This is a genomic window from Pseudomonas sp. ML96 (genome assembly GCF_000761545.1).
Taxonomy (GTDB): Bacteria; Pseudomonadota; Gammaproteobacteria; order Pseudomonadales; family Pseudomonadaceae; genus Aquipseudomonas.
The window spans coordinates 1-25817 of record NZ_JPMY01000004.1; the positions used below are offsets into that span (position 1 = coordinate 1).

Below are 25817 nucleotides of genomic sequence, written 5' to 3' on the forward strand. Positions count from 1 at the left end.
TTCCTCCTGGATGCTGCCGATCATGCTGGAGATCTCGGTGGTCGCCTCGCGGGTGCGCGCCGCCAGATTGCGCACCTCGTCCGCCACCACGGCGAAGCCACGGCCCATCTCGCCGGCCCGCGCCGCCTCGATGGCGGCGTTGAGCGCCAGCAGGTTGGTCTGGTCGGCGATGCCGGTGATCACGCCGACGATGCCACCGATCTCCTGCGAGCGCTGGCCGAGGGTGTTGACCACTGTGGCGGTGGCATCGAGCGAGGCGGAGATCTGCTGCAGCGCCGCCGAGGCCTCGTCCATCGAGGCGCGGCCGATGCGCGTCTGCTGGGCGTTGTCGTTGGCCAGGCGCTCGGTGTTGCGCATGTTGTCGGCGATGTCCTGGGCGGTGGCGCTGAACTCCTCCACCGCACCGGCCATGCTGCTGATCTCGCCGGACTGCTGCTCGATGCCCTCGTAGGCGCCGCTGGACAGGCCGCTGAGCACCTGCGAGCGGCTGCCAACCTGCTGCGCCGCGCTGCGGATATGCTCGACCATGGTCGCCAGCGCCTCGCCCATCTGGTTGAAGCCACGCGCCAGCTCGCCGATTTCGTCGGCGCTGCTGGCGCGCGAACGAGCCCGCAAGTCGCCGGCGCCGAGGGCCTGGGCCTGCTCGACCAGCTCGCCCAGTGGGCGCAGGCGCCGACGCAGCAGCACGATCACCGCCGCCACTGCCAGGACCATGGCCGTCAAGCTGCCGAGGGCCAGCTGGCCACCGACACTCCAGGTCACCTCGCGGATTTCCTCTTTCGGCATGTTGGCCAGTACCTGCCAGGGGCCATCGGCGAACGGTGCGGCGACGCTGAAGAAGTCCTGCACGCCGTCATTCCAGAAGTGCCCCTCGCCCGGCTTGCTCAGCAGCCCCTGCAGGCGGTCGCCGACCGATTCCGGGCGCTGCACGCCGGCCGGCGGCACCAGCCACTTGCCCTGCTCGTCGAGCAGCGCCAGCGAACCGCTGCGGCCGATGCGGAAGCGCGCGAGATCGGCGAACTGGGCGTTCTGCGCGTCGGTGTAGTCGAAGCCGACGAACAGCACGGCGCTGACCTGGCCGGCGCTGTCGCGCACCGGGGTGTACTGGGTCATGTAGAAGCGGTCGAACAGCAGCGCGCGGCCGACGTAGCCCTGGCCGGCGAGCAGCTTCTGGTAGGCCGGGTGGGCGTGATCGAGCACGGTGCCGATGGCGCGGTTGCCGTCCTGCTTGGTCAGCGAGGTGGTGATGCGCACGAAGTCGGCACCATCGCGGACGAACACCGTGGCCACGCCGGCGGTGAGGTGACGGAATTCATCGACCAGGGTGAAGTTGTTGTTCAGCGCCTGGCCGTTGAGGTACAGCGCCGGCGGGGTGAGCCCGGCGACCGGCACGCGCTCGTCGGCATGCACCGACAGGCCGCTGGCGAAACGCTGTTCGAACAGGCCGGCCAGGCGGCTGGTGCTCTCGCGCAGGGTGCCGTGGAAGGTGGTGAGCTGGTCGGCGAGCAGGCGCGCCTCGCTGGCCAGGTGATCTTCACGGGTGGTCAGGCTGGCCTGATCCAGAGAGCGAAGCGCGAAGAGGGTACTGCCGCTGATGAGCAGAATCAGGAGGATCGCGAGGGCAACGGCGAGTTGCCAGGCGATGCGAGACCTGGGCTGGGACATTTTTGTGTCTCTCCGGACGGTATTTGGATGCACGCAAAGGCGCGGGATCACCGCCAGCCCTTGAAGGGCGGCGAGAATACCTGATCGGAAGAGTATGGATTATGAATTTGAAGGCATTGCGCCATCAAAAGTCATCAGACAACGTACCAGCGTGACTTTTCGGTCAGCCCATGGCCGAAACAGCATCGTGTTTCGGCCATGGGGCCGCGTCTTAGCTGGCCAGGTTGAGCGGCACGCCAGCCTGACGCTGGCGGCAGGCTTCGCCGAAGACCTGGAACATCTTCACCGAATCGGGGTTCAGCGCGGCTTGCCATTCCGGGTGCCACTGCACGGCGAACAGGAACGGCGAGATGCTCGGTGCATGAATGGCCTCGACCAGGCCGTCTTCAGCATGCGCCAGCGGCTCCAAGCCCTTGCCCAGGGTCTTCAGGCCCTGACCATGCAGCGAGTTGACGCCGATTTCCTCGGTGCCCAGCACTTTGGCCAGCCAGCTGCCGGCCTCGATGCGCACCTTGTGCGCCTCGCCGTACTGCACGGCGACCGGGTCTTCCGGGTTCTCGCGATGGTCGTTGAAGCCCGGCTCGCTGTAGAGCTTCTGGTACATGTCGCCGCCCAGGGCGACGTTGATTTCCTGCATGCCACGGCAGATGCCGAAAATCGGCAGGCCGCGGGCGATAGCGGCCTTGATCAGTGGCAGGTCGAACAGGTCGCGGTCGCGATCCTGGCCCTTCTCGGGGGTCAGGTTCTCCTGGCCGTAGAGGGTCGGATCGATGTTCGAGCCGGCACCGGTCAGGTACACGCCGTCGGCCATGTCGAGGTACTGCTCGAGGTCATCGGTACCGCAGCAGGTGGGCACCAGCACGGGTACACAGCCGGCGATCTCCACCAGCGGCGTAATGTACTTGTGGGTCATCACCTGATAGTCGTGCCCTTTGCGCTCTTGAGCGCCCATGGTCATCAGCACGACGGGTTTGCGTTTGGCAGAAGTGTTCTTGGCACTGTTGTTGTTGGACATACGTCACCTTGGGGCAGATCGGGTCTGCCGTTGCTGTGCAGGTGGGTCGGGAGATCGACGCACTACCTGTTTGGCACGGTTTCCGTCTGTCGGCGGCGTAGCTGGCCTCGCCTGGAGGCATGGGAATGGAAGGTAACGAGCCTCCCGCGACGGCCGCTTTGGACAGACGAACCGCCAACACAGTCTGCCTGAGCCGTAAAATATGTCAAACAATTCAAGCGCATGGCGTTTGAAAATCAGAGCAAAACCAGGCGCCACAAGGGCCGCATCATGGCGCCTGCAGACGAGCGGCGGCGAATTGACCGCCCAGAAAGTCCATTATTTTTTACGCAGCATGTACAAAATCCTGAATGCATCAGCGGCCGATGCGCGCCACCGCTGGCAGGTGCATCTGCGCCACTTCGGCCAATAGGAAGTCGCGCAGCCGGCGCAGGCGCTCCTCGCCGCGACGGCCCTTCGGCCATACCAGGTAATAGCTGTCGCCACTGGCCACGGCGCTGGGCCAGGGCAGGCCGAGGCGACCCTGTTCGGCATCCTCGGCGATCATCACCAGGTCGCCGATCGACACACCATAGCCGCGCTCGGCGGCGACGATGCCCAGCTCCAGGGTGTCGAACACCTGGCCACCACGCAGCGGTACCTGCTCCTCCAGGCCCATGGCCTGCAGCCAGCGGCGCCAGTCGCGGCGGTCCGGGGTCGGGTGCAGCAGCTCGGCAGCCTGCAGGCGCTGCAGGTCCCAGGGTGTATCGGCGGCCTGCGGCGCGCACACCGGGATCAGCCACTCGGCGAACAGCTCGGTGCTCTCCCATTCGCCCGGGAAGCCGGCGTTGCCGGCCAGCAGCACGGCGCAGTCGAACGGCTCCTGGTGGAAGTCGACCTTGTCCACGTCCATCCAGGCACTGGTCAGTTGCACCTCGATATCCGGGTTGAGCAGCCGAAAGCGCGACAGTCGCGCCAGCAGCCAGCGCATGGTCAGGGTCGAGGGCGCCTTCAGGCGCAGTGTGGTGTCGTCGGTGCTGAGCGCCGTGCAGGCGCGCTCCAGCGCATCGAAACCATCGCGCACACCAGGGAGTAGCATGCGCGCACTCTCGCTCAGGCGCAGGTGGCGGCCGGCACGCTCGAACAGGCTGCAGCCGAAGTGTTCTTCGAGGGTACGGATATGCCGGCTCACCGCACTCTGGGTAATGGCCAGCTCCTCGGCAGCGCGGGTGAAGGAAGCGTGCCGGGCGGCAGCCTCGAAGGCACGCAGGGCATACAGGGGCGGTAGGCGACGCGCCATGGCGATGGCTTTCCATGAGTATTAGTCATGCCAAGCATCGCATTTTTCCTTTTGTGCGTGGCGCTCGCGATCCCGAGAATAAGCGCCATCTTCTCGCCGCCCGGAACTTTCCGGCGGCGCCTCTCGCTGAGCCCTACTCATCATGCCGCACGCCACCCGCGACGAACTGGTCGCCCTCTTCCGCCTCGCCGGCCCACTGATCACCGCGCAGCTGGCCCACGTACTGATGGTGTTCACCGACACCATCATGATGGCCAAGCTCGGCCCCGAGCAGCTGGCCGGCGGCGCTCTGGGCGCTACCTGCTACTACATGCTGTCGCTGTTCTGCGTCGGCATGATGGCCGCGGTGGGCAGCCTGGTCGCCATTCGCCATGGTGCCGGCGACCCCGCCGGCGCCACCCGTCTGCTGCAGAGCGGCCTGTGGCTGGCGCTGCTGCTGGGCGTCGTCGGCGCCCTCTGCCTGCGCTCCCTCGGCCCGCTGCTGCCGCACTTGGGCCAGCAACCCGGCACCGCGCTGCATGCCATGGACTTCCTCGGCGCGCTGGCCCTGGCCCTGCCCGGCTACCTGTGCTTCATGGCCCTGCGCGGCTTCACCAGCGCCATCGGCCATCCCGGTCCGGTGATGACCATCGGCATCGTCGGCGCCCTGGCCAACTTCGTCATCAACTATGCGCTGATCGAAGGCTGGCTGGGCCTGCCCAACCTCGGCCTGGGCGGCATCGGCATGACCACCGCCCTGGTCAGCACGGGCATGGCGCTGGCCCTGGCCTTGTACATCCTGCGTTCGCCGATCTACCGCCAGTACGCGCTGCTGCGCGGCCTGCTGCGCCCACGCAAGGTGGAGATGCATGCGTTGCTGCGCCTGGGCCTGCCGATCGGCGGCACCTACGCCGCCGAGCAGGGCATGTTCACCTTCGCCGCGCTGTGCATGGGCGCCCTCGGCAGCGTGCAGCTGGCGGCGCACCAGATCGCCATCCAGGCGGTGACGCTGGCCTTCATCCTGCCCCAGGGCCTGTCCTACGCCGTGACCTTCCGCGTCGGCCAGCACTACGGCGCCGGGCGCCTGGCCGAGGTACGCCGCGCCGGACGCCTGGGCATCGCCAGCGGCGCCTGCTGCATGCTGTTCTTCGCCCTGCTGTTCTGGCTGATACCGGAGCAGGTGGTGGGGCTGTTCGTCGACCGCAGCGACCCGGCCTTCGCCGAGGTGGTCGGCCTGGCCGTGAGCCTGCTGGCGGTGGCGGCGCTGTTCGAGCTGTTCGACGGTACCCAGAGCATCGCCATGGGCACCATCCGTGGCCTCGGCGACGGCAAGACCACCCTGCTGGTCGGCCTCGGCTGCTACTGGCTGATCGGCATCCCGCTGGCCTGGACCCTGGCCTTCCCGCTCGGCTGGGGCGCGCATGGCGTGTGGTGGGGACTGGCCGGTGGCCTGGCCTGTGCGGCAGTCGGCCTGACTCTGGGCTTCGAATGGAAGACCGCGCGCCCGCTGCCCGTGCAGCCGGGCGCGGCTCAGGCCTGCGCGGGCTGACTCAGCAGGGTACGCCGGCGAGTAGTGGCTGGCGGATGCCGAACACCAGGAAGCGCGCCAGGTCGGCCAGCGGCAGAGGCTTGCTGATCAGGTAGCCCTGCACCTGGTCGCAGCCGAACTGGCGCAGCAGGGCGAGCTGTTCGGCGTTCTCCACGCCCTCGGCGACCACCTCCAGATGGAGGTTGTGTGCCAGATTGATCATCGCTCGCACCAGCTGGCGATTCTCCGCGCGCGCGCCCATGCCGGCGACGAAACTCTTGTCGATCTTCAGCAGGGTGATCGGCAGGTTGTTGAGGTGCACGAAGGAGGAGAAACCGGTACCGAAGTCGTCCAGCGAGAAGCGCACACCGAGCCGGCCGAGGGCCTGCATGGTCTGCTGCACCTGCTCGCTGCGGCGCATCACGGCGGTTTCGGTCAGCTCGAATTCGAGCCACTGCGCGTCCACCCCGCGCTCCTCGATCAGGCGGCCGAGGGTGGCCAACAGCTGGCTGTCCTGGAACTGGCGGAACGACAGGTTGACCGCCATGTGCAGCGTCGGCAGGCCACGCCCGCGCAGCCACTGCATGTCGCGCAAGGCACGCGAGATCACCCAGTAGCCCAGCGGCACGATCAGCCCGCTCTCCTCGGCCAGCGGCACGAATTCGTCCGGGCCGAGCAGGCCGCGCTCAGGGTGACGCCAGCGCACCAGCGCCTCCAGGCCGAGGATGCGGCCGCTGGCCAGGCACAGGCGCGGCTGGTAGTGCAGCTCCAGCTCGTCGCGACGCAGCGCCCGGCGCAGCTCGCTCTCCAGGTCGGCCATGCTGCGCGCACCGCGGTGGATGCGCTCGTCGTACAGGTGATAGGTGCAGCCTTGGGCCGCCTTGGCCTGCTGCATGGCGATGTGCGCGTGCCACAGCAGCGGGTCGGCGCTCTCGCCGGCGCGGGTATGGGCCAGGCCCAGGCTGCAGCCGAGCAGCAGGCTCTCGCCATCGACCCAGTAGGGCTCGGACAGCACCTCGGTGATGCGTTCGGCCAGGCGCTCGGCGCGCTGCGGGTCGCGGCGGTTGTCGATGAGCAGGGCAAATTCGTCGCTGCCCAGGCGGGCCAGGTCGTCGCCGGGCTCCAGCTGCGCCTTGAGGCGTGCCACCACCTGCAGGATCAGACGGTCGCCGCCCTGGTAGCCGAGCGAGTCGTTGACGTGCTTGAAGTTGTCCAGATCCAGATGGCCGAGGACCAGGCCACGGCCCTGGTGCTCAGCCAGGCGCGTCGCCAGCAGGGTCTGGAAGCCCTGGCGGTTGGCGATGCCGGTCAGCGGGTCCTGCTCGGCCAGGCGCTGCAAGGTGTTCTGCAGGCGCGCGCGCTCGCCGGCGTAGCGCAGGCAGCGGCGCAGCATGTCGACGCTGAGCTGGTCGCGCACCAGCCAGTCGCAGACATCGACCGGCGCCTCGGCGGGCTCTTCCTCGAGCAGCAGTACGGTGGGTAGTGGGCAGCAGCCGGGCACCGGCTGGTAGGTGGGGGTGGCCAGCAGCAGGCCGCTGCCGCCATCGTCGAACAGGCTGCTGGCCGCCTGCCAGGACGGCGCGGTGATCAGCGGCAGCGCACTGCCCATGGCCGACAGGCGCGCGCGCAGCAAAGCAGCCCACTCTGGCTCATCGGCCAGCAGGACCAGGCGCATGGGTTCGGCGTGCGCGGACAAATGACCTCCCCAGGGTCAAGGGTGACGGCTTGGCTCCGTCTGTTGTGCACCGTTCTGCGGTGTTCTTGTCTGCCGGTCCTTGTGCAGATATCTGCGCATCCTGCGGGAAAGACATAGCAGGGACAACCGTACAGGGTGTCGCACTGTATCCAGTATGTTTAAAAATAGTGACTTAGCACACATTCCTGATGCTTTTTATCGGGAACCAGCCCCGCCGGGCGGCTGTCAGCATGCGCCCCGCCGGCCTGCGCCGGCTGCTAGAATGCCGCCTCGTTTTTTCTGACCCGATTTCTTCCCATGTCCCGACTCAATCCTCGGCAGCAGGAAGCCGTGAACTATGTCGGCGGCCCGCTATTGGTGCTCGCCGGCGCCGGCTCCGGCAAGACCAGCGTGATCACCCGCAAGATCGCCCACCTGGTGCAGAACTGCGGCATCCAGGCCCGCCACATCGTCGCCATGACCTTTACCAACAAGGCCGCGCGCGAGATGAAGGAGCGTGTCGGCACGCTGCTCAAGGGCGCCGAGGCGCGCGGCCTGACCGTGTCGACCTTCCACAACCTGGGCATGAACATCATCCGCAAGGAATACGCGGCGCTGGGCTACAAGCCGGGCTTCTCGATCTTCGACGACGGCGACATCAAGGCCCTGCTGACCGACATCATGCAGAAGGAATACGCCGGCGATGACGGCGCCGATGAGGTCAAGAACTACATCGACAGCTGGAAGAACGACCTGATCCTGCCCGACGAGGCGCTGGCCAACGCGCGCAACCCCAAGGAGCAGACTGCGGCGGTCGTCTACCTGCACTACCAGCGCACGCTCAAGGCGTACAACGCGGTGGACTTCAACGACCTGATCCTGCTGCCGGTGAAGCTGTTCCAGGAGAACCGCGACATCCTCGAGAAGTGGCAGAACCGCATCCGCTACCTGCTGGTCGACGAGTACCAGGACACCAACTCCAGCCAGTACCTGCTGGTGAAGCTGCTGGTAGGCATGCGCAACCAGATCACCGTGGTCGGCGACGACGACCAGTCGATCTACGCCTGGCGCGGTGCGCGGCCGGAGAACCTCAACCTGCTCAAGGAAGACTACCCGTCGCTGAAGGTGGTGATGCTGGAGCAGAACTACCGCTCCACCAGCCGCATCCTCAAATGCGCCAACACCCTGATCGCCAACAACCCGCACGCCTTCGAGAAGCAGCTGTGGTCGGAGATGGGCATGGGCGACGAGATCCGCGTGATCCGCACCCGTAACGAGGATGCCGAGTGCGAGCGCGTGGCCCTGGAGATCCTCACCGAGCACCTGCGCACCGAGCGCCCGTACAGCGATTTCGCGATCCTCTACCGCGGCAACTACCAGGCCAAGCTGATGGAGCTGAAGCTGCAGCACCATCAGATTCCCTATCGCCTGTCCGGCGGTACCAGCTTCTTCGCCCGCCAGGAGGTGAAGGACCTGATGAGCTACTTCCGCCTGCTGGTCAATCCGGACGACGACAACGCCTACCTGCGGGTGATCAACGTGCCGCGCCGCGAGATCGGCTCGACCACCCTGGAGAAGCTCGGCAACTATGCCAGCGAGCGCGGCGTGTCGATGTACGCCGCCAGCGACGAACTGGGCCTCGGCGAACAGCTCGACAGCCGCTATACCGAGCGCCTCAGCCGGTTCAAGCGCTACATGGACAAGATTCGCGAACTCTGCGCCGGCAACGACCCGATCGGCGCCATTCGTAGCATGATCATGGATATCGACTACGAGAACTGGCTCCGGCAGAACGCCTCCAGCGACAAGGTCGCCGAGGCGCGCATGGGCAACGTCTGGTTCTTGGTCGAAGCGCTGAAGAACACCCTCGACAAGGACGAGGACGGCGACATGACCATCGAGGACGCCATCGGCAAACTGGTCCTGCGCGACATGCTGGAACGCCAGCAGGAAGAGGAAGACGGCGCCGAAGGTGTACAGATGATGACCATGCATGCCTCCAAGGGCCTGGAGTTCCCCTCGGTGTACATCATCGGCTTCGAGGAGGAGATCCTCCCGCACCGCTCCAGCATCGAGGCCGACACCATCGAGGAAGAACGCCGCCTGGCCTACGTCGGCATCACTCGCGCCAAGCGCAACCTGGCGCTGACCTTCGCCGCCAAGCGCAAGCAGTACGGCGAGATCATCGACTGTTCGCCGAGCCGCTTCCTCGATGAGCTGCCACCGGAAGACCTGGTCTGGGAAGGCCAGGAAGATGCGCCCGCCGAGGTGAAGAGCGCACGCGGCAATGACGCCCTGGCCAACATGCGGGCAATGCTGAAAAAATAGCCGCCAGCTATTTTTGGCCCCCGAAGACTGGCCGCCAGGCACGACCTGGCAGCAAAGAAACCTGATCTGCCAATGAACAAGAGGGCAATGGCGTGGAAGCGCTGAAAGAGAAAATCCGTGAAATGGGTGTCGTGCTGTCGGATCAGGTGCTGAAGGTCGACGCCTTCCTCAACCACCAGATTGACCCGGCGCTGATGCAGAAGGTCGGCCATGAGTTCGCCGAGCGCTACCGCGACCAGGGCGTGACCAAGATCGTCACCATCGAGGCCTCCGGCATCGCCCCGGCGGTGATGGCCGGCCTGGAGCTGGGCGTGCCGGTGATCTTCGCCCGCAAGTTCCAGTCGCTGACGCTGAAGAACGAGCTGCTGATCTCCAAGGTGTTCTCCTTCACCAAGCAGACCGAGAGCACCATCGCCATCTCCGCGCGCCACCTGACCCCGGCCGACCACGTGCTGGTGATCGACGACTTCCTCGCCAACGGCCACGCCGCCAAGGCGCTGATCGACCTGATCCAGCAGGCCGGTGCGAGCATCGCCGGCCTTGGCATCGTCATCGAGAAGTCCTTCCAGGACGGCCGCGCCCTGCTGGAAAGCGAAGGCTACCGCGTCGACTCGCTGGCCCGCGTGGCCTCGCTGGCCGACGGCCAGGTGCGCTTCCTCGACTGAGCCTCAGGCCACCGCGGTGGCCTTGAGCGCCGCCAGCAGCAGGCGCTGGTAGAGCTGCTCGCGCATGCCGCGCGGCTGCTCCAGCGCCATGCGCCGCAGATGCTCGGCGTACTCGTCGGCCTGCGGCAGGTCGAACAGGGTCGCCGCGCCCAGCTCGAGCAGCTCGCTCGGCCGCAGCTTGCTCTGCACCCACTGCAGTGCGCGCAGCAGGTCTTGCTCCTCGCGGGTGAAATCGCAACCCAGCGGGTACTCGGGAAACAGCGCGGGAAACTCGGCGCGCCAGGCCTGCAGGCGTTCCGGGCGGTTGTTGCGGTACTCGGCGCCCAGCTGAAAGTCCTCGGCCAGCTTGCCGGCCTTCTGCGCGGCGATGATCAGCTCGTCCTGAAAACGCGAATCGGCGATGCACAGCAGCGCCTCGATCACCTGCGCGTCGTTCTTGCCACGCAAATCGGCGATGCCGTACTCGGTCACCACGATGTCGCGCAGGTGCCGCGGAATGGTGGCGTGGCGGTAATCCCAGCGAATGTTCGAGCTGACCTCGCCACCGTCGCCGCGCCAGCTGCGCAGCATCAGGATCGAGCGCCCACCCTGCAGCTCGTGGGCCTGGGCGACGAAGTCGTACTGCCCGCCGACACCACTGAGCACACGGCCATCCTCCAGCTGATCGGCGACCGCCGCGCCGAGCAGGGTGACGGTGAAGCAGCTGTTGACGAAACGCGCGTCGCGCCGCTGCAGGCGTTTCAGCGTCTCGCCGCCGTACAGGCGGTTGATGTAGCTGATGGCAGTCATGCCGATGCGCTGGCGCTGCTCATCGCCCAGTTCGACCAGGCGCTGGTAGAACGCCTGCGGGCCGAGGAAGAAGCCACCGTGCACCAGCACCCCACCACGCGCCGGGCCCAGGTATGGCGCCAGCGCGGCGAAGCTGGCGCCATCGCCGAGGTCAGCCGCCAGGCGCTGGCCATCGGGCAGCAGCAGCTCGCCCAGCTGCAGGCGCACCTGCCCGTCCACCAGGCCGTTGCGCTGCAGCCATGCCAGGGTCGGGCCGTCGAGCCGCAGCGGCAGGCCGACCCGGCGTAGCGCCTCGATGCTGCACAGGCGCCCATCGCCATCCAGCCCGCCCTCCCCGGCCAGGCGCTGCAGACGTTCGTCCGGATACACCGCGCGGCGAATCACCCCGGCCTCCAGCAGCGCCAGCAGGCCCTGCATGAACATCTCGCTGCAGCCATACAGCCCGCTGACGAAGGGGCGCACCCCGCCTTCGCGCTCGATCAGCTCGCCCCAGCGCTGCGGCACTTCCATGGCATGCAGCAACGCGCAGTAGGCGTGGTTGTCGGCCTGGCGCGCCAGCAGCGCCGCCGCCACCGCGTCGGCCATGGCGCCGATGCCCAGCTGCAGGGTGCCGCCATCCCGCACCAGGGCGCTGACATGCAGGCCGATGGCGTGGTCCTGCAGGCCGACTGGCAGGCTCGGCGTGGAGAACAGCCGGTGCCGCTCGACGGGCTCGATCAGCAGGTCGAAGCTCGCCGCCGGCACCTCGGCGGCGCCGCCCATGTAGGGCAGGTCGGCATGCGCCTGGGCGATCAGCAGGATGGTCTCGCCGGCGCGACGACGCTCCTCCAGGCCGGGCAGCAGGTCGAGGGTGATGTCCGGGTTGCAGCTCAGGCTGAGCTGCTCGGGGTGCCGCGCATCCTGCGCCACCAGCTGGGCGATGACGTTGATACCCTTGCGCTGCAGGTCGCGCGCCACCTGGCTGTAGTTGAGGCTGATGTAGTTCTGCTGCGCCTGCGGGTTGTGCAGCTGGCTGCCCGGCTGCAGGTAGAACTCCTCGATGCGCACGTTGCCCGGCAGGTCGCCGCAGCGCAGGTCGGTCAGGTAGTCCAGCTCGACGTGGTCGCCATACACCCGGCGCAGGAACGGCCCACTGAAGCGTTGCTCCAGCTCGCTGCGCGGCTGCGGGCGGGCCAGCGACAGGGCGGTGTAGATGATCAGCTCGCGCTGCGGCAATTCGCGGATGCGCTGGTACAGCGCGTTGACGAAGCGGTTGGGCTTGCCCAGACCCAGCGGCAGGCCGAGGCGAATCGGTCCGTCGATGCGCTCCAGCACCCGCTCCACGGCCTGTTCCAGTGTGCAGCTCGGCACTCGGCGCCCTCCTCTGGTTGTCGGAGGTTGGACCGCTGCGCCGCTTTTTCGCTCAGGTAAAAACGACAAAGCCGCCCGGAGGCGGCTTTGCAATCAACGCGAGAAGACGGCGATCAGAGACCGGACATCTTCTTGATGGCGCCCTTCAGCTCATCATCCGAGCAGGTGGCGCAGGTGCCTTTCGGCGGCATGGCGTTGATACCGGAGATGGCCTTGGCCAGCAGGCCGTCGAGGCCGCCCTGCTCGCTGGCGCGTTTCTTCCAGTCGGCAGCGTCACCGATTTTCGGCGCGCCCAGCACGCCGGCACTGTGGCAGGCGCCACAGTGAGCGGCGATCACGTCGTCAGGCGACTTGGCGCCACCACCACTGGCAGCGGCAGCCACGGCGCCGACGCCTTTGCATTCTTCACCCTGGATGCAGACCTCGCCCACCGGCTTGATGCGCTCGGCGATTTCATCGTTGGTCGCAGCCTGAGCGCTCACAGCCCACAGGGCCAATACGGCAGCTTGAGCCGCCAGCATCTTTTTGATCAGGTTCACGGTACACCCTCATTGTGGCTAGTCACGCTCGCGGCCACGGTTTCGCGAGCGCGCGCAGTATAACGGTTAGACCGCCCCGCCGGAACAACCCAACTTGTCGCAGGGGCATTGCCCTGCGCCACGGCTCTTAGAAGTTGGCCGGTGTGGTTGCGCTGATCAGCCGAGCCGGCTGGTCGAACGGGTTGCGGAAGCGGTGCGGCTTGGTGCTGTCGAAGTAGTAGCTGTCGCCCGGCTCGAGGACAAATACCTCGGCGCCCACGGTCAGCTCGAGACGCCCATCCACCAGCATGCCGGCCTCTTCGCCGTCGTGGTTGAGCATCTCCTCGCCGGTATCGGTACCCGGTGGGTAGATCTCGTCGAGGAAGGTGATGGTCCGGTTCGGATGCGCCTTGCCGATCAGCTTCATCGTCACGGCACCGCTGGAAAGGTCGGTCAGTTCGTCGGCCCGGTAGACCACCTGGGTCTGGTTGTCCTGTTCCAGGTCGAGGGAGAAGAACTCCACCAGCGACATGGGAATCCCACCGAGCACCTTTTTCAGCGAGCTGATCGAGGGGCTCACGCTGTTCTTCTCGATCATCGAAATGGTGCTGTTGGTGACGCCCGCACGTTTGGCGAGTTCACGCTGGGAAAGGCCTTTGAGTTTGCGAATAGATTGCAGTCGAACACCGACGTCCAATGCGGGGGTCCTCCTTGGGAGCAAGGCATTTGGGTGGCCGTATCATGCGGCCAGTGTTCAGTATTTACAACACTGCAGACACAATTGCTCCCAGCCGCGCCCGCTAGCCACCGGAATAGAGCCTCGGCACCCGCTTGAGGTTGCAGAACAGCTGGTACGGAATGCTGCCGCAACCATAGGCCACCTCGCTGGCGGAGACATTGCGTCCCCACAGCTCGACCCGGCTGCCGAGGCCAGCGCCCGGCAGGTCGGTGAGGTCGACAGTGAGCATGTCCATCGACACCCGGCCGATCAGGCGGGTCATCTGCCCATCGACCAGCACCGGAGTGCCAGTGGCGGCATGCCGCGGATAGCCATCGGCATAGCCCATGGCAACCACGCCGACGCGAGTCGCGCGCTCGGCGATGAAGCGCGCGCCGTAGCCCACCGGCTCGCCGGCCGGCAGCTCGCGTACGCTGATGATCTTCGACTCCAGGGTCATCACCGGGCGCAGACGCGCGGCCTGGGCCTGGTCGTGTTCGAAGGGGGTGGCGCCGTAGAGCATGATGCCCGGGCGTACCCAGTCACTCGGCTGCTGGTCTTCAAAGAGCCCCGGCCAGCCGAGGATGGCCGGCGAGTTGCGCAGGCTGATCTCGGCCTGCAGATCGCCGCGTGCCTCGTGGAACAGCGCCAGCTGCTCGGCGCTGCGCGGGCTGTCTAGCTCGTCGGCACGGGCGAAGTGGCTCATCAGCACGATCTTCTCGACCTTGCCGCTGGCCAGCAGGCGGGCATGGGCATCGCGGTACTCGGCCGGGTGCAGACCGACCCGGTGCATGCCCGAGTCGACCTTCAGCCACACGCGCAGCGGCCGCGCCAGGCGAGCGCGCTCGATGGCCTCGACCTGCCAGGCCGAGTGCACCACGCACCACAGCTGGTGCTGGTCGATCAGGCCCAGCTCGCTCTCCTCGAAGAAGCCTTCGAGCAGCAGGATCGGCTGGCGGATGCCGGCGTAGCGCAGCTCCAGCGCCTCTTCGATGCAGGCCACGGCGAAACCGTCGGCCTCCGCCTCCAGCGCCTGGGCGCAGCGCACCGCGCCATGGCCGTAGGCGTCGGCCTTGACCACCGCCAGGGCTTTCGCGCCGCTGATCTCGCGGGCGAGGCGATAGTTGTGACGCAGGGCTTCGAGGTCGATCAGGGCACGGGCGGGGCGCATTTCGGCTTCTTCGATTCGCTTAAAAAAAAACCGGCGGGGGCGCCGGGCGAGTCAGGGATGAATCAATTCTGTGCAGCGACGACCATCATCTCCACCAGCACGCGCGGGTCGTACAGCTTGCCTTCGACGCAGGCTCTGGCCGGGGCGGCGCCTTCGGCGACCCAGGCGTCGTACACCTCGTTGAGGCCGGCGTAGTCGGAGGCGATGTCCTTCAGGTAGATGGTCACCGAGAGGATCTTCGACTTGTCGCTGCCGGCCTCGGCCAGGAAGCGATCGATATTGGCCAGGGTCTGGCGGGTCTGCTCACGGATATCGCCGGCGTAGTCGTCAGCCAGCTGGCCCGCCAGGTAGACGGTGCCGTTGTGGATGACGATTTCGCTGTAGCGCTTCTCAATGCGCAGGCGCTGGATGGACATGCTTGTGGCTCTCCTTGGTGCGGCCATAACGGGAAATATCCAGGCCTTCGGTGCTGATCTGCGGGCGCTTGTTCGCCATCAGGTCGGCGAGGAAGCGACCGGAGCCGCAGGCCATGGTCCAGCCAAGGGTACCGTGTCCGGTGTTGAGGAACAGATTGCGGAATGCCGTGCCGCCCACGATCGGCGTGCCGTCCGGGGTGGCCGGGCGCAGGCCGGTCCAGAAGCTGGCCTGGCTGACATCGCCGCCTTCCGGGTAGAGATCATTGGTGATCATCTCCAGGGTGGCGCGACGCTTGGGGTTGAGGCTCAGGTCGAAGCCGGCGATCTCGGCCATGCCGCCGACGCGGATGCGGCCGTCGAAGCGGGTGATGGCGACCTTGTAGGTCTCGTCGAGAATGGTCGAGCTCGGCGCCATCGCCGCATTGGTGATCGGCACGGTCAGCGAGTAGCCCTTGAGCGGGTAGACCGGGGCGTTGATGCCCAGCGGCTTGAGCAGTTGCGGGCTGTAGCTGCCGAGGGCCAGCACGTAGCGATCGGCGGTTTCCAGCTTGCCATCGATCCACACGCCGTTGATCCGATCACCGGCCGCATCCAGGCGCTGGATGTTCTGGCCGAAGCGGAATTCCACGCCCAAGGCCTTGGCCATGTCCGCCAGCTTGGTGGTGAACATCTGGCAGTCGCCGGTCTGGTCGTTGGGCAGGCGCAGGGCGCCGGCCAGCTTGTGCTTCACCCCGGCCAGGGCCGGCTCGACACGGGCGATGGCGTCGCGGTCGAGCAGTTCATACGGCACGCCGGAGGCTTCCAGCACGGCGATATCCTTGGCGGCGGCATCGACCTGGGCCTGGGTACGGAACAGCTGGGTGGTGCCGAGCTGGCGGCCTTCGTAGGCGATGCCGGTTTCGGCGCGCAGTTCGTCGAGGCAGTCGCGGCTGTACTCGGACAGACGCACCATGCGCTCCTTGTTCACCGCGTAGCGAGCGGCGGTGCAGTTGCGCAGCATCTGCGCCATCCACAGGTACTGGTCGACATCACCAGTAGCCTTGATCGCCAGCGGCGCGTGTTCCTGCAGCAGCCACTTGATGGCCTTCAACGGCACGCCCGGGGCGGCCCAGGGCGAGGCATAGCCGGGGGAGACCTGGCCGGCGTTGGCGAAGCTGGTTTCCAGGGCCGGGCCGTTCTGGCGGTCGACTACCACCACCTCGAAACCGGCGCGGGCCAGATAGTAGGCGCTGGCGGTACCGATCACACCGCTGCCAAGAACCAGAACGCGCATTGTGGCCTCCATCAGGCGTTTGTTTTGCTGAGCGTTATGCGGCGCAGTATAGGAAGTAGAAGCCAGCGATATTCACTGTTTATCAATCGCCATTTGGCGTTAGTTCTCGGCACAGAGCGCTTTCACAGGATGGCGACAGGCGATATGGCTAGACTTAAGCCATACTTCCAGTGAATTATCCCGTTCAGTTATTTCGCACACCGGAGCCCACCATGCGCACCCAGCACCAGAGCCGCCGCGAACTGGACAAGATCGACCGCAACATCCTGCGCATCCTCCAGGAGGACGGGCGCATCAGCTTCACCGAGCTGGGCGAGCGAGTCGGCCTGTCCACCACGCCCTGCACCGAGCGCGTGCGGCGCCTGGAGCGCGAAGGGATCATCATGGGCTACCACGCCCGCCTCAATCCGCAGCAGCTCAAGGCCAGCCTGCTGGTGTTCGTCGAGATCAGCCTGGACTACAAGTCCGGCGACACCTTCGAGGACTTCCGCCGTGCCGTGCTCAAGCTGCCGCACGTGCTGGAGTGCCACCTGGTCAGCGGCGACTTCGACTACCTGGTGAAGGCGCGGATCAACGAGATGGCCAGCTACCGCAAGCTGCTCGGCGACATCCTGCTCAAGCTGCCGCACGTGCGCGAATCGAAGAGCTACATCGTCATGGAAGAGGTGAAGGAGAGCCTCAGCCTGCCGGTGGCTGACTGAGCCGAGTCTTTCCCGCCAGGCACGCCGGTTTTTCCTGGAGGCCTCTTGGTCGCCAGCCTCGCGCGCGCTTATCCTGCGTCAAACTTTAACAACACCTTACTCAGGATTTCGCACATGAACGCCCGGCTCAATCAGCCCGTCCACAGTGACCAGCACGCCGCTTCCTACTACGCGGCCACGGTCAACCGGCAGCTGGCGCAGCCGCCCCTGGCCGGCGAGGTGGTGGCGGACGTGTGTGTGGTCGGCGGCGGCTTCTCCGGTCTCAACACCGCCATCGAGCTGGCGCGCAAGGGCTTCTCGGTGGTCGTGCTGGAGGCTCACCTGATCGGCTGGGGCGCCAGCGGGCGCAACGGTGGCCAGCTGATTCGCGGCGTCGGCCACGGCGTCGAGCAGTTCGAGAACGTCATCGGCGCCGACGGCGTACGCCAGCTCAAGCTGATGGGCCTGGAGGCGGTCGAGCTGGTGCGCCAGCGCGTCGAAGACTTCGCCATCGACTGCGACCTGACCTGGGGCTACTGCGACCTGGCCAACAAACCGTCGCACCTGAAGGACTTCGCCGAGGACAAGGCCGAGCTGGAGAGCCTCGGCTATCGCCACGAACTGCGCCTGCTGCAGCCGGAACAGATGCACCAGGTGGTCGGCTCCGAGCGTTACCACGGCGGCATGATCGACATGGGCTCCGGCCACCTGCACCCGCTCAACCTGGCCCTGGGCGAGGCGGCGGCGGCGCTATCGCTCGGCGTGCAGCTGTTCGAGCACTCGCCGGTGACGCGTATCGACTACGGCACCGAAGTGAAAGTGCACACCGCCAGGGGCGCAGTGCGCGCCAAGACCCTGGTGCTGGCCTGCAACGCCTACCTCAACGGCCTCGATCCGACCCTCGGCGGCAAGGTACTGCCCGCCGGCAGCTACGTGATCGCCACCGAGCCGCTGGGCGAGGAGCGCGCACGTAAGCTGATCCCGCAGAACATGGCGCTGTGCGACCAGCGCGTGACGGTGGACTACTACCGCCTCTCGGCCGACAAGCGTCTGCTGTTCGGTGGCGCCTGCCACTACTCCGGCCGCGATCCGGTGGACATCGCCGCCTATATGCGACCGAAGATGCTGCAGGTCTTCCCGGATCTGGCGGACGTGCGCATCGACTTCCAATGGGGCGGCATGATCGGCATCGGCGCCAACCGCCTGCCGCAGATCGGCCGGCTCAAGGACCAGCCCAACGTCTACCACGCCCAGGCCTACGCCGGGCACGGGGTCAACGCCACCCACCTGGCCGGCAAGCTGCTGGCCGAGGCCATCGCCGGCCAGCAGGGCGGCGGCTTCGACCTGTTCGCCAAGGTGCAGCACATGACCTTCCCCGGCGGCAAGCACCTGCGCTCGCCCCTGCTGGCGCTGGGCATGGCCTGGTACCGCCTGAAGGAAGCGGTCGGCTTCCACTGAGCCCTAGGGTCTGTTGACGTTTCGCCGCGACCGCGACGGAGCCAGTTTTTGCGCGGAGCTAGGCGCGAGACGCGAAGTTTGGTCGTCCAAATGAGCTGTCGAGTAACGACGTTCCGCGCAAAAACTGGCCCGTCCCTGCGGGTTGCGCGGGAAATTGCGCCATGCGTCGTTGCGGGACTTGGCAAGGGATCGCCATTACCTGCGTCCCGCGCCTAACCTGGCGCAATTTTGCGCAGCAACGCGGCTTGCGCCGAAACGTCAACAGACCCTAGCTGTCCCGCCATAGCGTCCAGAACGGACGCTCGGCCTCGGCCAGTGCTTCGGCGCGGTTGAGGCCGATGTCGGCGAGCTGCGCGTCGTTCAGGCGCAGCAGCGCCTTGCGCGTGCTCAGGCGGCGCCAGAAGGCATTCCAACGCCCCAGCAGACGCAGGCTGGTCGCCAGTGCGCCACCCTGGCGCTGCTCCTCGCCCTGCGGGTAATCCTGTTCTGTGGCCCGAGTCATGTCGTTCTCCTTGCAGCCATCTGTATGGAGGAACATGATGCAAAGCGGCGCCAATACAATACAGATTCAAATTATCTGCTTTTCACCCATACAGAATGGACGAATTCACCTCTGAATCGTCTTTTTTAGCGCCATCTGTATGGTCGAGCGGGAGGCCACATGCTCTATCGCAATCTTGCCGAGATCCTTGGCGACCGCATCGAACAGGGTCTCTACCGCCCCGGCGACCGCCTGCCCTCGGTGCGCGCCCTCAGCCAGGAACACGGCGTCAGCCTGAGCACGGTGCAGCAGGCCTACCGCGAGCTGGAAGACGGCGGCCTGGTCGAGCCACGACCGAAGTCCGGCTACTTCGTGCCGCAGAGCAGACAGAAGCCGGCCCTGCCGATGATCAGCCGTACAGCGCAGCGCCCGGTGGAAGTGTCGCAGTGGGACCAGGTGCTGGAACTGGTCAGCACGCCGCCCTATGGCGAGGTGGTACAGCTCGGCCGCGGCATCCCCGACATCGGCGCACCGACCCTCAAGCCGCTGCTGCGCAGCCTGTCGCGCCTGAGCCGGCGCCAGGGTCTCAAGGAGCTGAGCTACGGCAGCCTGGAGGGCGAGATCCTGCTGCGCCAGCAGGTGTCACGCCTGGCGCTGGACTCAGGCTGCCAGATTCCCGCCGAGGACATCGTCATCACCACCGGCTGCCACGAGGCCCTGTCCACCGCGCTGCGCGCCGTGTGCCAGCCCGGCGACATCGTCGCGGTCGACTCGCCGAGCTTCCACGGCGTAATGCAGGCGCTCAAGGGCTTCGGCCTCAAGGCCCTGGAGCTGCCCACCGACCCGCTCACCGGGATCAGTCTGGAAGCCCTGGAGATGGCCCTTGAGCAGTGGCCGATCAAAGCCATCCAGCTCACCCCGACCTGCAACAATCCGCTCGGCTACGTCATGCCCGAAGCCAACAAGCGCGCCCTGCTGGAGCTGGCGCAGCGCTACGACGTGGCGATCATCGAGGACGACATCTACGGCGAGCTGGCCTACAAATACCCGCGCCCGCGCACCATCAAGTCCTGGGACGAGGACGGCCGCGTGCTGCTCTGCAGCTCCTTCTCCAAGACCCTGGCGCCGGGCCTGCGCATCGGCTGGATCGCCCCCGGCCGTTACCTGCAGCGGGTGCTGCATATGAAATACATGAGCACCGGCATGAGCGCCCAGCTGCCGCAGCTGGCGCTGGCCGAGTTCATCGGCGCCGGCCAGTACGAGCCACACCTGCGGCGCATGCGCGCGCAGTACGCGCGTGGCCGCGAGCTGATGACCGGCTGGGTCAGCCAGTACTTCCCCGCCGGCACCCGCGCCAGTCAGCCGCAGGGCGGCTTCATGCTCTGGGTGGAGATGCCACAGGGCTTCGACAGCCAGCGCCTCAATCGCCTGCTGGCGCCGCACAAGGTGCAGGTGGCGCCGGGCAGCATCTTTTCCGCCGCCGGCAAGTACCGCAACTGCCTGCGCATGAACTTCGCCAGCGCCCAGGGCGGCGCCATCGAGCAGGCCGTGCGGCGGGTCGGCGAGACGGTGGGCGAGCTGCTCGACGAACTTTCCCTGTGAATCTTTGCGCTGCGGTTGGCGTCCCAAGCTGAAGGGAAGAGCCAAGCGGAGGCCAGTGTGCGCCACGCCCTGCTGTTCGTCCTGCTGCTGGCCCTGGGCGCCTGCGGCAGCCAGGTAGCCATCCAGCCCAGCCAGACGCTGCCGGCCGACGCCTCGCCCTTCGGCCGCCAGCTGCAGAGCCTGGCCGCCCGCCATGAGGGGCGCTCCGGCTTTCGCCTGCTGCCAGCCAGCGACGAGGCCTTCGCCGCCCGCGCCGAACTGGTCCGCGCCGCGCAAAGTAGCCTCGACCTGCAGTACTACATCGTGCATGACGGCCTCAGCACCCGCACCCTGTTCGACGAGGTGCTCAGCGCCGCCGACCGCGGCGTGCGCGTGCGCCTGCTGCTCGACGACACCAGCAGCGACGGGCGCGACTACGAGATCGCCCTGCTCGCCGCCCACCCGAACATCCAGGTGCGGGTATTCAACCCCCTGCACCTGGGTCGCGCCACCGGGGTGACCCGCACCCTGGGCCGCGCGCTCGACCTCGGCCAACAGCACCGGCGCATGCACAACAAGCTGTGGCTGGCCGACGGCGCTGCGGCCATCGTCGGCGGGCGCAACCTGGGTGACGAATACTTCGACGCCGAGCCCAGCCGCAACTTCACCGATATCGACCTGCTCACCGTGGGGCCGGTGGCCGAGCAGCTGGCGCACGGCTTCGACCAGTACTGGAACAGCGCGCTGAGCAAGCCGATCCAGCAGTTTCTCTACCGCGCGCCAGACGCCGCCGATCTGAACCAGGCACGCCAGCGCCTGCGCAGCTACCTGGCCACCGCGCGGGTCGAGCAGAAGACGCTGTATGAGCGCCTGCAGGCCTATCGCGAGGAACCACGCCTGCAGCACTGGCTGAGCGAGCTGATCTGGGCGCCGGGACAGGCGCTGTGGGACGCACCGGCCAAGGTCCTGGCGGACGGCGAGCCGGACCCGCAGTTGCTGCTGGCCACTCAGCTGGCGCCGCGCCTGGAGGGCCTGCGGCAGGAACTGATCCTGGTTTCCGCCTACTTCGTGCCCACCGCGGACGGCATGCGCTATCTGGTCGGGCATGCCGAAGACGGCGTGAGCATCCGCCTGCTGACCAACTCGCTGGAGGCTACCGACGTGCCGGCCGTGCATGGCGGCTACGCGCCCTACCGGCGCGAGCTGCTGGAGCATGGCATCCGCCTGTTCGAACTACGCCGCCAGCCGGGCCAGGGTTCCGGCGGCAGTGGACCGTACAGTTTCAGTGGCGCCTCCAACTCCAGCCTGCACAGCAAGGCCATCGTCATCGACCGTCGCTATGCCTTCGTCGGCTCGCTGAACTTCGACCCACGCTCGCTGCTGTGGAACACCGAAGTCGGCGTGCTGGTGGACAGCCCCGAGCTGAGCGAGCACGTGCGCCGCCTGGCCCTGGAGGGCATGCGCCCGGCGCTCAGCTACGAGGTGCGCCTGGTCGATGGGCAGCTGCGCTGGCGCGCCGAGGACGACGGCCGCCTGCATGAGCTCACGCGCGAACCAGGCAGCCGCTGGCGCCGCTTCAACGCCTGGTTCGCCGACCTGATCGGCCTCGAGCGCATGCTCTAGCGTTCGGCGATCAAGCTGCCATGCCGTTCGCGCCAGGACAGCCAGACGAAGCCCGCCGCCCCCAGCGCCATCATCATCGGCAGCGCGTGGCCGCTCAGCCACTGGCTGGCGGCGCCGGTCAGCAGCGGGCCAAGCAGGCAGCCGATGCCCCACAGCTGCGAGACGTGGGCGTTGGCGCGAACCAGTTCGTCGTCGCGGAAGCGCTCGCCGATCAGGATCAGCGACAGGGTGAACAGGCCGCCGGCGCTGGCGCCGAACAGCACCCAGATCGGCCAGATCAGCGGCGTGTGCAAGAACAGCGGAATGCTCAGGCTGGACAGCAGCAGGACCACGCCACACAGGCGGAACAGCGAGCTGCGCGACACCCGGTCGGCCATCCAGCCGATCGGCAGCTGCAGCGCCGCATCGCCCACCACCACCACGCTGGCCATTAACAGCGCGACTTCCTGAGTGAAGCCCTGGTGCAGGCCGTAGACCGGCAGCAGGGTCAGCATCATCGCCTCGAAGGCGGCGAACAGGCCGACCGCCCAGGCGATGGTCGGCATGCGCCGGCAGAAGTCGAACAGGCCACGACCGGAGGCGCTATGGCCATCGACCCGCGGCGCACCGCTGCGGCCGAGCAGCACCAAAGAGCCGAACACCAGCAGGCCGGTGCCGCTCCAGAAACCGAGGTCGGTATCGGTGCCGAGCAGAGTCAGCAGCAGCGGCCCGGCCAGCTGGCTGAGCGCATAGCCGGTGCCATACAGCGCCACCAGGCGACCGCGCCAGCGCTCCACCGCCAGCTGGTTGATCCAGCTCTCGCCGAGGATGAACACCACGGTCAGCGCCACGCCGAGGAACAGGCGCAGCGCCAGCCACACCGGGTAGTGCTGCACCAGCGCCAACAGCGCCACCGACAGTGCGCCGAGCAGCAGGCACAGCTGCATCACCCGGGTGGTGCCCAGCCACGCGGCCAGGCGCCCGGCAATCAATGAGCCGAGCAGTACGCCAATCGCCGGGGTCGCCGCCATCACGCCGATGGCGAAGTTGCCATAGCCCCAGCTCTCCAGGCGCAACGACACCAGCGGCATGGTCACGCCCAGCGCCAGGCCGATGCTGATCACTGCGGTGCAGACCGCGAAGTAGGTACCCCAACGCATAGCAATATCCTTTGCGGCAAAGCAAAACGGCCGAGTTTCCCTAAGGAAACCCGGCCGCAGGTGTGGCTCACGCAGAGCCGGCCCCGAAGGGCGGACCTTCAGGCGCCGCAGCGCCCGTCAATCAGCGCTTACAGCTTGATCCAAGTCGCTTTCAGTTCGGTGTACTTGTCGAAGGCGTGCAGCGACTTGTCGCGGCCGTTGCCGGACTGCTTGAAGCCACCGAACGGTGCGGTCATGTCGCCCATGTCGTACTGGTTGATCCACACGCTGCCGGCACGCAGGGCCTTGCCGACCAGGTGCGCCTTGGACAGGTTGCTGGTCCACACACCGGCAGCCAGACCGTAGATGGTGTCGTTGGCGATGGCCACGGCTTCTTCGGTGGTGTCGAAACCGATCACCGACAGCACTGGGCCAAAGATCTCTTCGCTGGCGATACGCATGGCGTTGGTCACGCCATCGAAGATGGTCGGTTCGACGTAGGTGCCGCCGGTCTCTTCCAGTACGCGCTTGCCACCAGCCACCAGCTTGGCGCCGTCATCGTGACCAGCCTGGATGTAGGCCAGCACGTTGTTCATCTGGGTGGTGTCGACCAGGGCGCCGACGTTGGTGGCCGGGTCCAGCGGGTTGCCCGGTTTCCAGGCCTTGATCGCCTCGACCACCATGGGCACGAACTTGGCTTTGATCGAGTTCTCCACCAGCAGGCGCGAGCCGGCAGTGCAGACTTCGCCCTGGTTGAAGGCGATGGCGCCAGCAGCACCCTCGGCGGCGGCCTGCAGGTCCGGAGCGTCGGCGAAGACGATGTTCGGGCTCTTGCCGCCGGCTTCCAGCCAGACGCGCTTCATGTTCGATTCGCCGGCGTAGACCATCAGCTGCTTGGCGATCTTGGTCGAGCCGGTGAACACCAGGGTGTCGACGTCCATGTGCAGGGCCAGGGCCTTGCCCACGGTGTGGCCGAAGCCCGGCAGTACGTTGAACACGCCGGCCGGGATGCCAGCCTCGATGGCCAGCTGGGCGATGCGGATACCGGTCAGCGGCGACTTCTCGGACGGCTTGAGGATGATCGAGTTGCCGGTGGACAGGGCCGGGCCCAGTTTCCAGCAGGTCATCAGCAGCGGGAAGTTCCACGGCACGATGGCGGCGACCACGCCAACCGGCTCGCGGGTGACCAGGCCCAGTTCGTCGTGGGCGGTGGCGGCCACTTCGTCGTAGATCTTGTCGATGGCCTCACCGCTCCAGCGGAGGGCGCGCGAGGCGGCCGGCACGTCGACGTTCAGCGAGTCGCTGATCGGCTTGCCCATGTCGAGGGTTTCCAGCAGGGCCAGTTCCTCGGCGTGGGCGTCGATCAGGTCGGCGAAGCGGATCATGATCTCTTTACGCTTGACCGGCGCCAGGCGCGACCACACACCGGACTCGAAGGTGGCGCGGGCATCTTTCACCGCCAGTTCGGCGTCGGCCAGGTCGCAGCTGGCCACCAGGCCGAGCAGACGGCCGTCGACCGGGCTGATGCACTCGAAGGTCGCGCCGGATACCGACTCGGTGTATTCGCCATGGACGAAGGCACGGCCTTCGATCTTCAGGTTCTGGGCGCGCTGTTCCCAGTCGGCACGGGTCAGGGTGGTCATGCGAGGATCCTCGAGTGAAAGCGTGTGGCAAATAGGCAACACGCAGTGTCAATTATTCTGCCAGGCCGATTGCCGGCCATCGTGCTCGCCACACTAAACCAGAGCGCCCTGGCTTTTCAATATTTTTGACAGATACCGAGCAAACGCCTTGCGTTGTTCGTTTTATCAAACATAGACTGCCGGGCATCTGTGCTCACAAGAATAGGAAGACAGCCATGCACATCGACCAGATTCTCGACTTCGCCAGCGCCGGGACCGCTCCCGAGCACTACCGTCCCGCCGCCGAGAAGATTCTCAAGGGCGATCCCGAGCAGAGCGTGCGCAACCATTACGGTAGCCCCTGCGGCCAATTCAACGTCGGCATCTGGGAAGGCGCCGTCGGCCAGTGGACCATCAACTACACCGAGCACGAGTACTGCGAGATCCTCCAGGGCGTATCGGTGATCCGCGACCAGGACGGCAACGCCAAGACCGTGCGCGCCGGTGACCGCTTCGTCATCCCGGCCGGCCTCAAGGGCACCTGGGAAGTGCTGGAGCCCTGCCGCAAGGTCTACGTGATCTTCGAAGCCAAGGCCTGAGCCCCGCCGAACACCAGATTCAGAGTCACCCTGATTAGCCCGCGCCCGCGGGCTTTTTTTTGCCTGCACTTTTTCACAGGCAAGAAAAAACCCGCCGAGGCGGGTTTCTTCGTACAAGGGCCGGATCAATTACTTGATCTTGGCTTCCTTGTAGGTCACGTGCTTACGGACGACCGGATCGTATTTCTTGATCTCGATCTTGTCCGGAGTAGTGCGCTTGTTCTTGTCGGTGGTGTAGAAGTGGCCGGTACCGGCGCTGGACACCAAACGGATCAGTTCACGCATG

At 66.5% G+C, this 25817-nt stretch carries 22 protein-coding genes; 8 read left to right on the top strand and 14 right to left on the bottom strand.

The annotated features are described in order from the left end of the window. The 3 genes from IP89_RS03005 to IP89_RS03015 form a co-directional block, all read right to left on the bottom strand. Window positions 1–1665 (bottom strand): methyl-accepting chemotaxis protein (locus tag IP89_RS03005; RefSeq protein ID WP_043307612.1); only part of this gene is annotated, 1665 nt, incomplete at its 3' end. 211 nt (window positions 1666–1876) lie between these two features. Next, window positions 1877–2680: a gamma-glutamyl-gamma-aminobutyrate hydrolase family protein gene (locus IP89_RS03010; protein ID WP_043307615.1), complete on the bottom strand. Its 804-nt coding sequence runs from the start codon at window positions 2678–2680 to the stop codon at window positions 1877–1879. Window positions 2681–3035: 355 nt separating this feature from the next. Continuing rightward, complete coding sequence (locus IP89_RS03015; RefSeq protein WP_043307617.1) at window positions 3036–3959, bottom strand: LysR substrate-binding domain-containing protein; 924 nt, start codon at window positions 3957–3959, stop codon at window positions 3036–3038. A 142-nt stretch (window positions 3960–4101) separates the two neighbouring features. Here IP89_RS03015 and IP89_RS03020 point away from each other — a divergent pair, with 142 nt between their 5' ends. After that, complete coding sequence (locus IP89_RS03020) at window positions 4102–5487, top strand: NorM family multidrug efflux MATE transporter (RefSeq protein WP_043307619.1); 1386 nt, start codon at window positions 4102–4104, stop codon at window positions 5485–5487. 1 nt (window position 5488) lies between these two features. Here the strand turns inward: IP89_RS03020 and IP89_RS03025 are convergent, their stop codons facing one another. Further along, a complete protein-coding gene (locus IP89_RS03025) occupies window positions 5489–7162 on the bottom strand; it encodes a bifunctional diguanylate cyclase/phosphodiesterase (RefSeq protein WP_177326836.1) in 1674 nt (557 codons plus the stop codon). A gap of 297 nt (window positions 7163–7459) precedes the next feature. On the opposite strand from IP89_RS03025, the gene rep reads away from it, so the two are divergent. Next, a complete protein-coding gene (gene rep / locus IP89_RS03030; RefSeq protein ID WP_043307624.1) occupies window positions 7460–9469 on the top strand; it encodes a DNA helicase Rep in 2010 nt (669 codons plus the stop codon). A gap of 92 nt (window positions 9470–9561) precedes the next feature. Next, complete coding sequence (locus IP89_RS03035; protein ID WP_043307626.1) at window positions 9562–10134, top strand: xanthine phosphoribosyltransferase; 573 nt, start codon at window positions 9562–9564, stop codon at window positions 10132–10134. Window positions 10135–10137: 3 nt separating this feature from the next. On the opposite strand, the gene IP89_RS03040 is transcribed toward IP89_RS03035, so the two are convergent. The 6 genes from IP89_RS03040 to dadA form a co-directional block, all read right to left on the bottom strand. Next, window positions 10138–12273 carry an acetyl-CoA hydrolase/transferase C-terminal domain-containing protein gene (locus IP89_RS03040; RefSeq protein WP_043307628.1) on the bottom strand — a complete coding sequence of 712 codons (2136 nt, stop codon included), beginning with the start codon at window positions 12271–12273 and terminating at the stop codon, window positions 10138–10140. A gap of 113 nt (window positions 12274–12386) precedes the next feature. Then, complete coding sequence (locus IP89_RS03045) at window positions 12387–12812, bottom strand: cytochrome c5 family protein (RefSeq protein WP_043307630.1); 426 nt, start codon at window positions 12810–12812, stop codon at window positions 12387–12389. A gap of 127 nt (window positions 12813–12939) precedes the next feature. Further along, on the bottom strand, window positions 12940–13488 hold the full coding sequence (locus IP89_RS03050; protein WP_043307632.1) for a cupin domain-containing protein: 549 nt from the start codon (window positions 13486–13488) through the stop codon (window positions 12940–12942). 103 nt (window positions 13489–13591) lie between these two features. Further along, entirely contained in the window at window positions 13592–14680 is a 1089-nt protein-coding gene (gene alr, locus IP89_RS03055; RefSeq protein WP_043307634.1) for an alanine racemase, read from the bottom strand. Window positions 14681–14742: 62 nt separating this feature from the next. Continuing rightward, window positions 14743–15096: a RidA family protein gene (locus IP89_RS03060; protein ID WP_043307636.1), complete on the bottom strand. Its 354-nt coding sequence runs from the start codon at window positions 15094–15096 to the stop codon at window positions 14743–14745. Beyond that, window positions 15071–16369, bottom strand: a complete 1299-nt coding sequence (gene dadA / locus IP89_RS03065; protein WP_043307637.1) for a D-amino acid dehydrogenase — start codon at window positions 16367–16369, stop codon at window positions 15071–15073. The genes IP89_RS03060 and dadA overlap by 26 nt, the downstream gene beginning before the upstream one ends. 212 nt (window positions 16370–16581) lie before the next feature. Between dadA and dadR the strand changes: the two genes are divergently transcribed. Both dadR and IP89_RS03075 read left to right on the top strand, forming a co-directional pair. Then, window positions 16582–17070, top strand: a complete 489-nt coding sequence (gene dadR / locus IP89_RS03070) for a transcriptional regulator DadR (RefSeq protein WP_043307638.1) — start codon at window positions 16582–16584, stop codon at window positions 17068–17070. Between the two features lie 114 nt (window positions 17071–17184). Continuing rightward, window positions 17185–18507 (top strand): FAD-binding oxidoreductase, encoded by a 1323-nt coding sequence (locus IP89_RS03075; RefSeq protein WP_043307639.1) that lies wholly within the window; start codon window positions 17185–17187, stop codon window positions 18505–18507. 268 nt (window positions 18508–18775) lie between these two features. On the opposite strand, the gene IP89_RS03080 is transcribed toward IP89_RS03075, so the two are convergent. After that, on the bottom strand, window positions 18776–19009 hold the full coding sequence (locus IP89_RS03080; RefSeq protein WP_043307640.1) for a DUF1127 domain-containing protein: 234 nt from the start codon (window positions 19007–19009) through the stop codon (window positions 18776–18778). A gap of 159 nt (window positions 19010–19168) precedes the next feature. Here IP89_RS03080 and IP89_RS03085 point away from each other — a divergent pair, with 159 nt between their 5' ends. Next, window positions 19169–20590, top strand: coding sequence for a PLP-dependent aminotransferase family protein (locus IP89_RS03085; protein ID WP_043307642.1), 1422 nt, complete (start codon window positions 19169–19171; stop codon window positions 20588–20590). A 57-nt stretch (window positions 20591–20647) separates the two neighbouring features. Next, window positions 20648–22192 (top strand): phospholipase D family protein, encoded by a 1545-nt coding sequence (locus IP89_RS03090; RefSeq protein ID WP_043307643.1) that lies wholly within the window; start codon window positions 20648–20650, stop codon window positions 22190–22192. Here IP89_RS03090 and IP89_RS03095 read toward each other — a convergent pair. Continuing rightward, window positions 22189–23331, bottom strand: a complete 1143-nt coding sequence (locus IP89_RS03095) for an MFS transporter (RefSeq protein WP_043307645.1) — start codon at window positions 23329–23331, stop codon at window positions 22189–22191. The genes IP89_RS03090 and IP89_RS03095 overlap by 4 nt on opposite strands. A 128-nt stretch (window positions 23332–23459) precedes the next feature. After that, window positions 23460–24953: an aldehyde dehydrogenase gene (locus IP89_RS03100; RefSeq protein WP_043307646.1), complete on the bottom strand. Its 1494-nt coding sequence runs from the start codon at window positions 24951–24953 to the stop codon at window positions 23460–23462. Between the two features lie 215 nt (window positions 24954–25168). Between IP89_RS03100 and IP89_RS03105 the strand changes: the two genes are divergently transcribed. Continuing rightward, complete coding sequence (locus IP89_RS03105; RefSeq protein ID WP_043307647.1) at window positions 25169–25531, top strand: cupin domain-containing protein; 363 nt, start codon at window positions 25169–25171, stop codon at window positions 25529–25531. A gap of 129 nt (window positions 25532–25660) precedes the next feature. Here IP89_RS03105 and rpmG read toward each other — a convergent pair whose 3' ends face one another. Next, complete coding sequence (gene rpmG, locus IP89_RS03110) at window positions 25661–25816, bottom strand: 50S ribosomal protein L33 (protein ID WP_021702025.1); 156 nt, start codon at window positions 25814–25816, stop codon at window positions 25661–25663. Window position 25817 lies beyond the last annotated feature (1 nt).

What these genes read in the sequence shown, in the direction of transcription:
- IP89_RS03010 (WP_043307615.1), bottom strand. Translation starts at nt 2,680, where the DNA reads ATGTCCAACAACAACAGTGCCAAGAACACTTCTGCCAAACGCAAACCC.
- IP89_RS03015 (WP_043307617.1), bottom strand. Translation starts at nt 3,959, where the DNA reads ATGGCGCGTCGCCTACCGCCCCTGTATGCCCTGCGTGCCTTCGAGGCT.
- IP89_RS03020 (WP_043307619.1), top strand. Translation starts at nt 4,102, where the DNA reads ATGCCGCACGCCACCCGCGACGAACTGGTCGCCCTCTTCCGCCTCGCC.
- rep (WP_043307624.1), top strand. Translation starts at nt 7,460, where the DNA reads ATGTCCCGACTCAATCCTCGGCAGCAGGAAGCCGTGAACTATGTCGGC.
- alr (WP_043307634.1), bottom strand. Translation starts at nt 14,680, where the DNA reads ATGCGCCCCGCCCGTGCCCTGATCGACCTCGAAGCCCTGCGTCACAAC.
- IP89_RS03060 (WP_043307636.1), bottom strand. Translation starts at nt 15,096, where the DNA reads ATGTCCATCCAGCGCCTGCGCATTGAGAAGCGCTACAGCGAAATCGTC.
- dadA (WP_043307637.1), bottom strand. Translation starts at nt 16,369, where the DNA reads ATGCGCGTTCTGGTTCTTGGCAGCGGTGTGATCGGTACCGCCAGCGCC.
- dadR (WP_043307638.1), top strand. Translation starts at nt 16,582, where the DNA reads ATGCGCACCCAGCACCAGAGCCGCCGCGAACTGGACAAGATCGACCGC.
- IP89_RS03075 (WP_043307639.1), top strand. Translation starts at nt 17,185, where the DNA reads ATGAACGCCCGGCTCAATCAGCCCGTCCACAGTGACCAGCACGCCGCT.
- IP89_RS03080 (WP_043307640.1), bottom strand. Translation starts at nt 19,009, where the DNA reads ATGACTCGGGCCACAGAACAGGATTACCCGCAGGGCGAGGAGCAGCGC.
- IP89_RS03085 (WP_043307642.1), top strand. Translation starts at nt 19,169, where the DNA reads ATGCTCTATCGCAATCTTGCCGAGATCCTTGGCGACCGCATCGAACAG.
- IP89_RS03095 (WP_043307645.1), bottom strand. Translation starts at nt 23,331, where the DNA reads ATGCGTTGGGGTACCTACTTCGCGGTCTGCACCGCAGTGATCAGCATC.
- IP89_RS03100 (WP_043307646.1), bottom strand. Translation starts at nt 24,953, where the DNA reads ATGACCACCCTGACCCGTGCCGACTGGGAACAGCGCGCCCAGAACCTG.
- IP89_RS03105 (WP_043307647.1), top strand. Translation starts at nt 25,169, where the DNA reads ATGCACATCGACCAGATTCTCGACTTCGCCAGCGCCGGGACCGCTCCC.
- rpmG (WP_021702025.1), bottom strand. Translation starts at nt 25,816, where the DNA reads ATGCGTGAACTGATCCGTTTGGTGTCCAGCGCCGGTACCGGCCACTTC.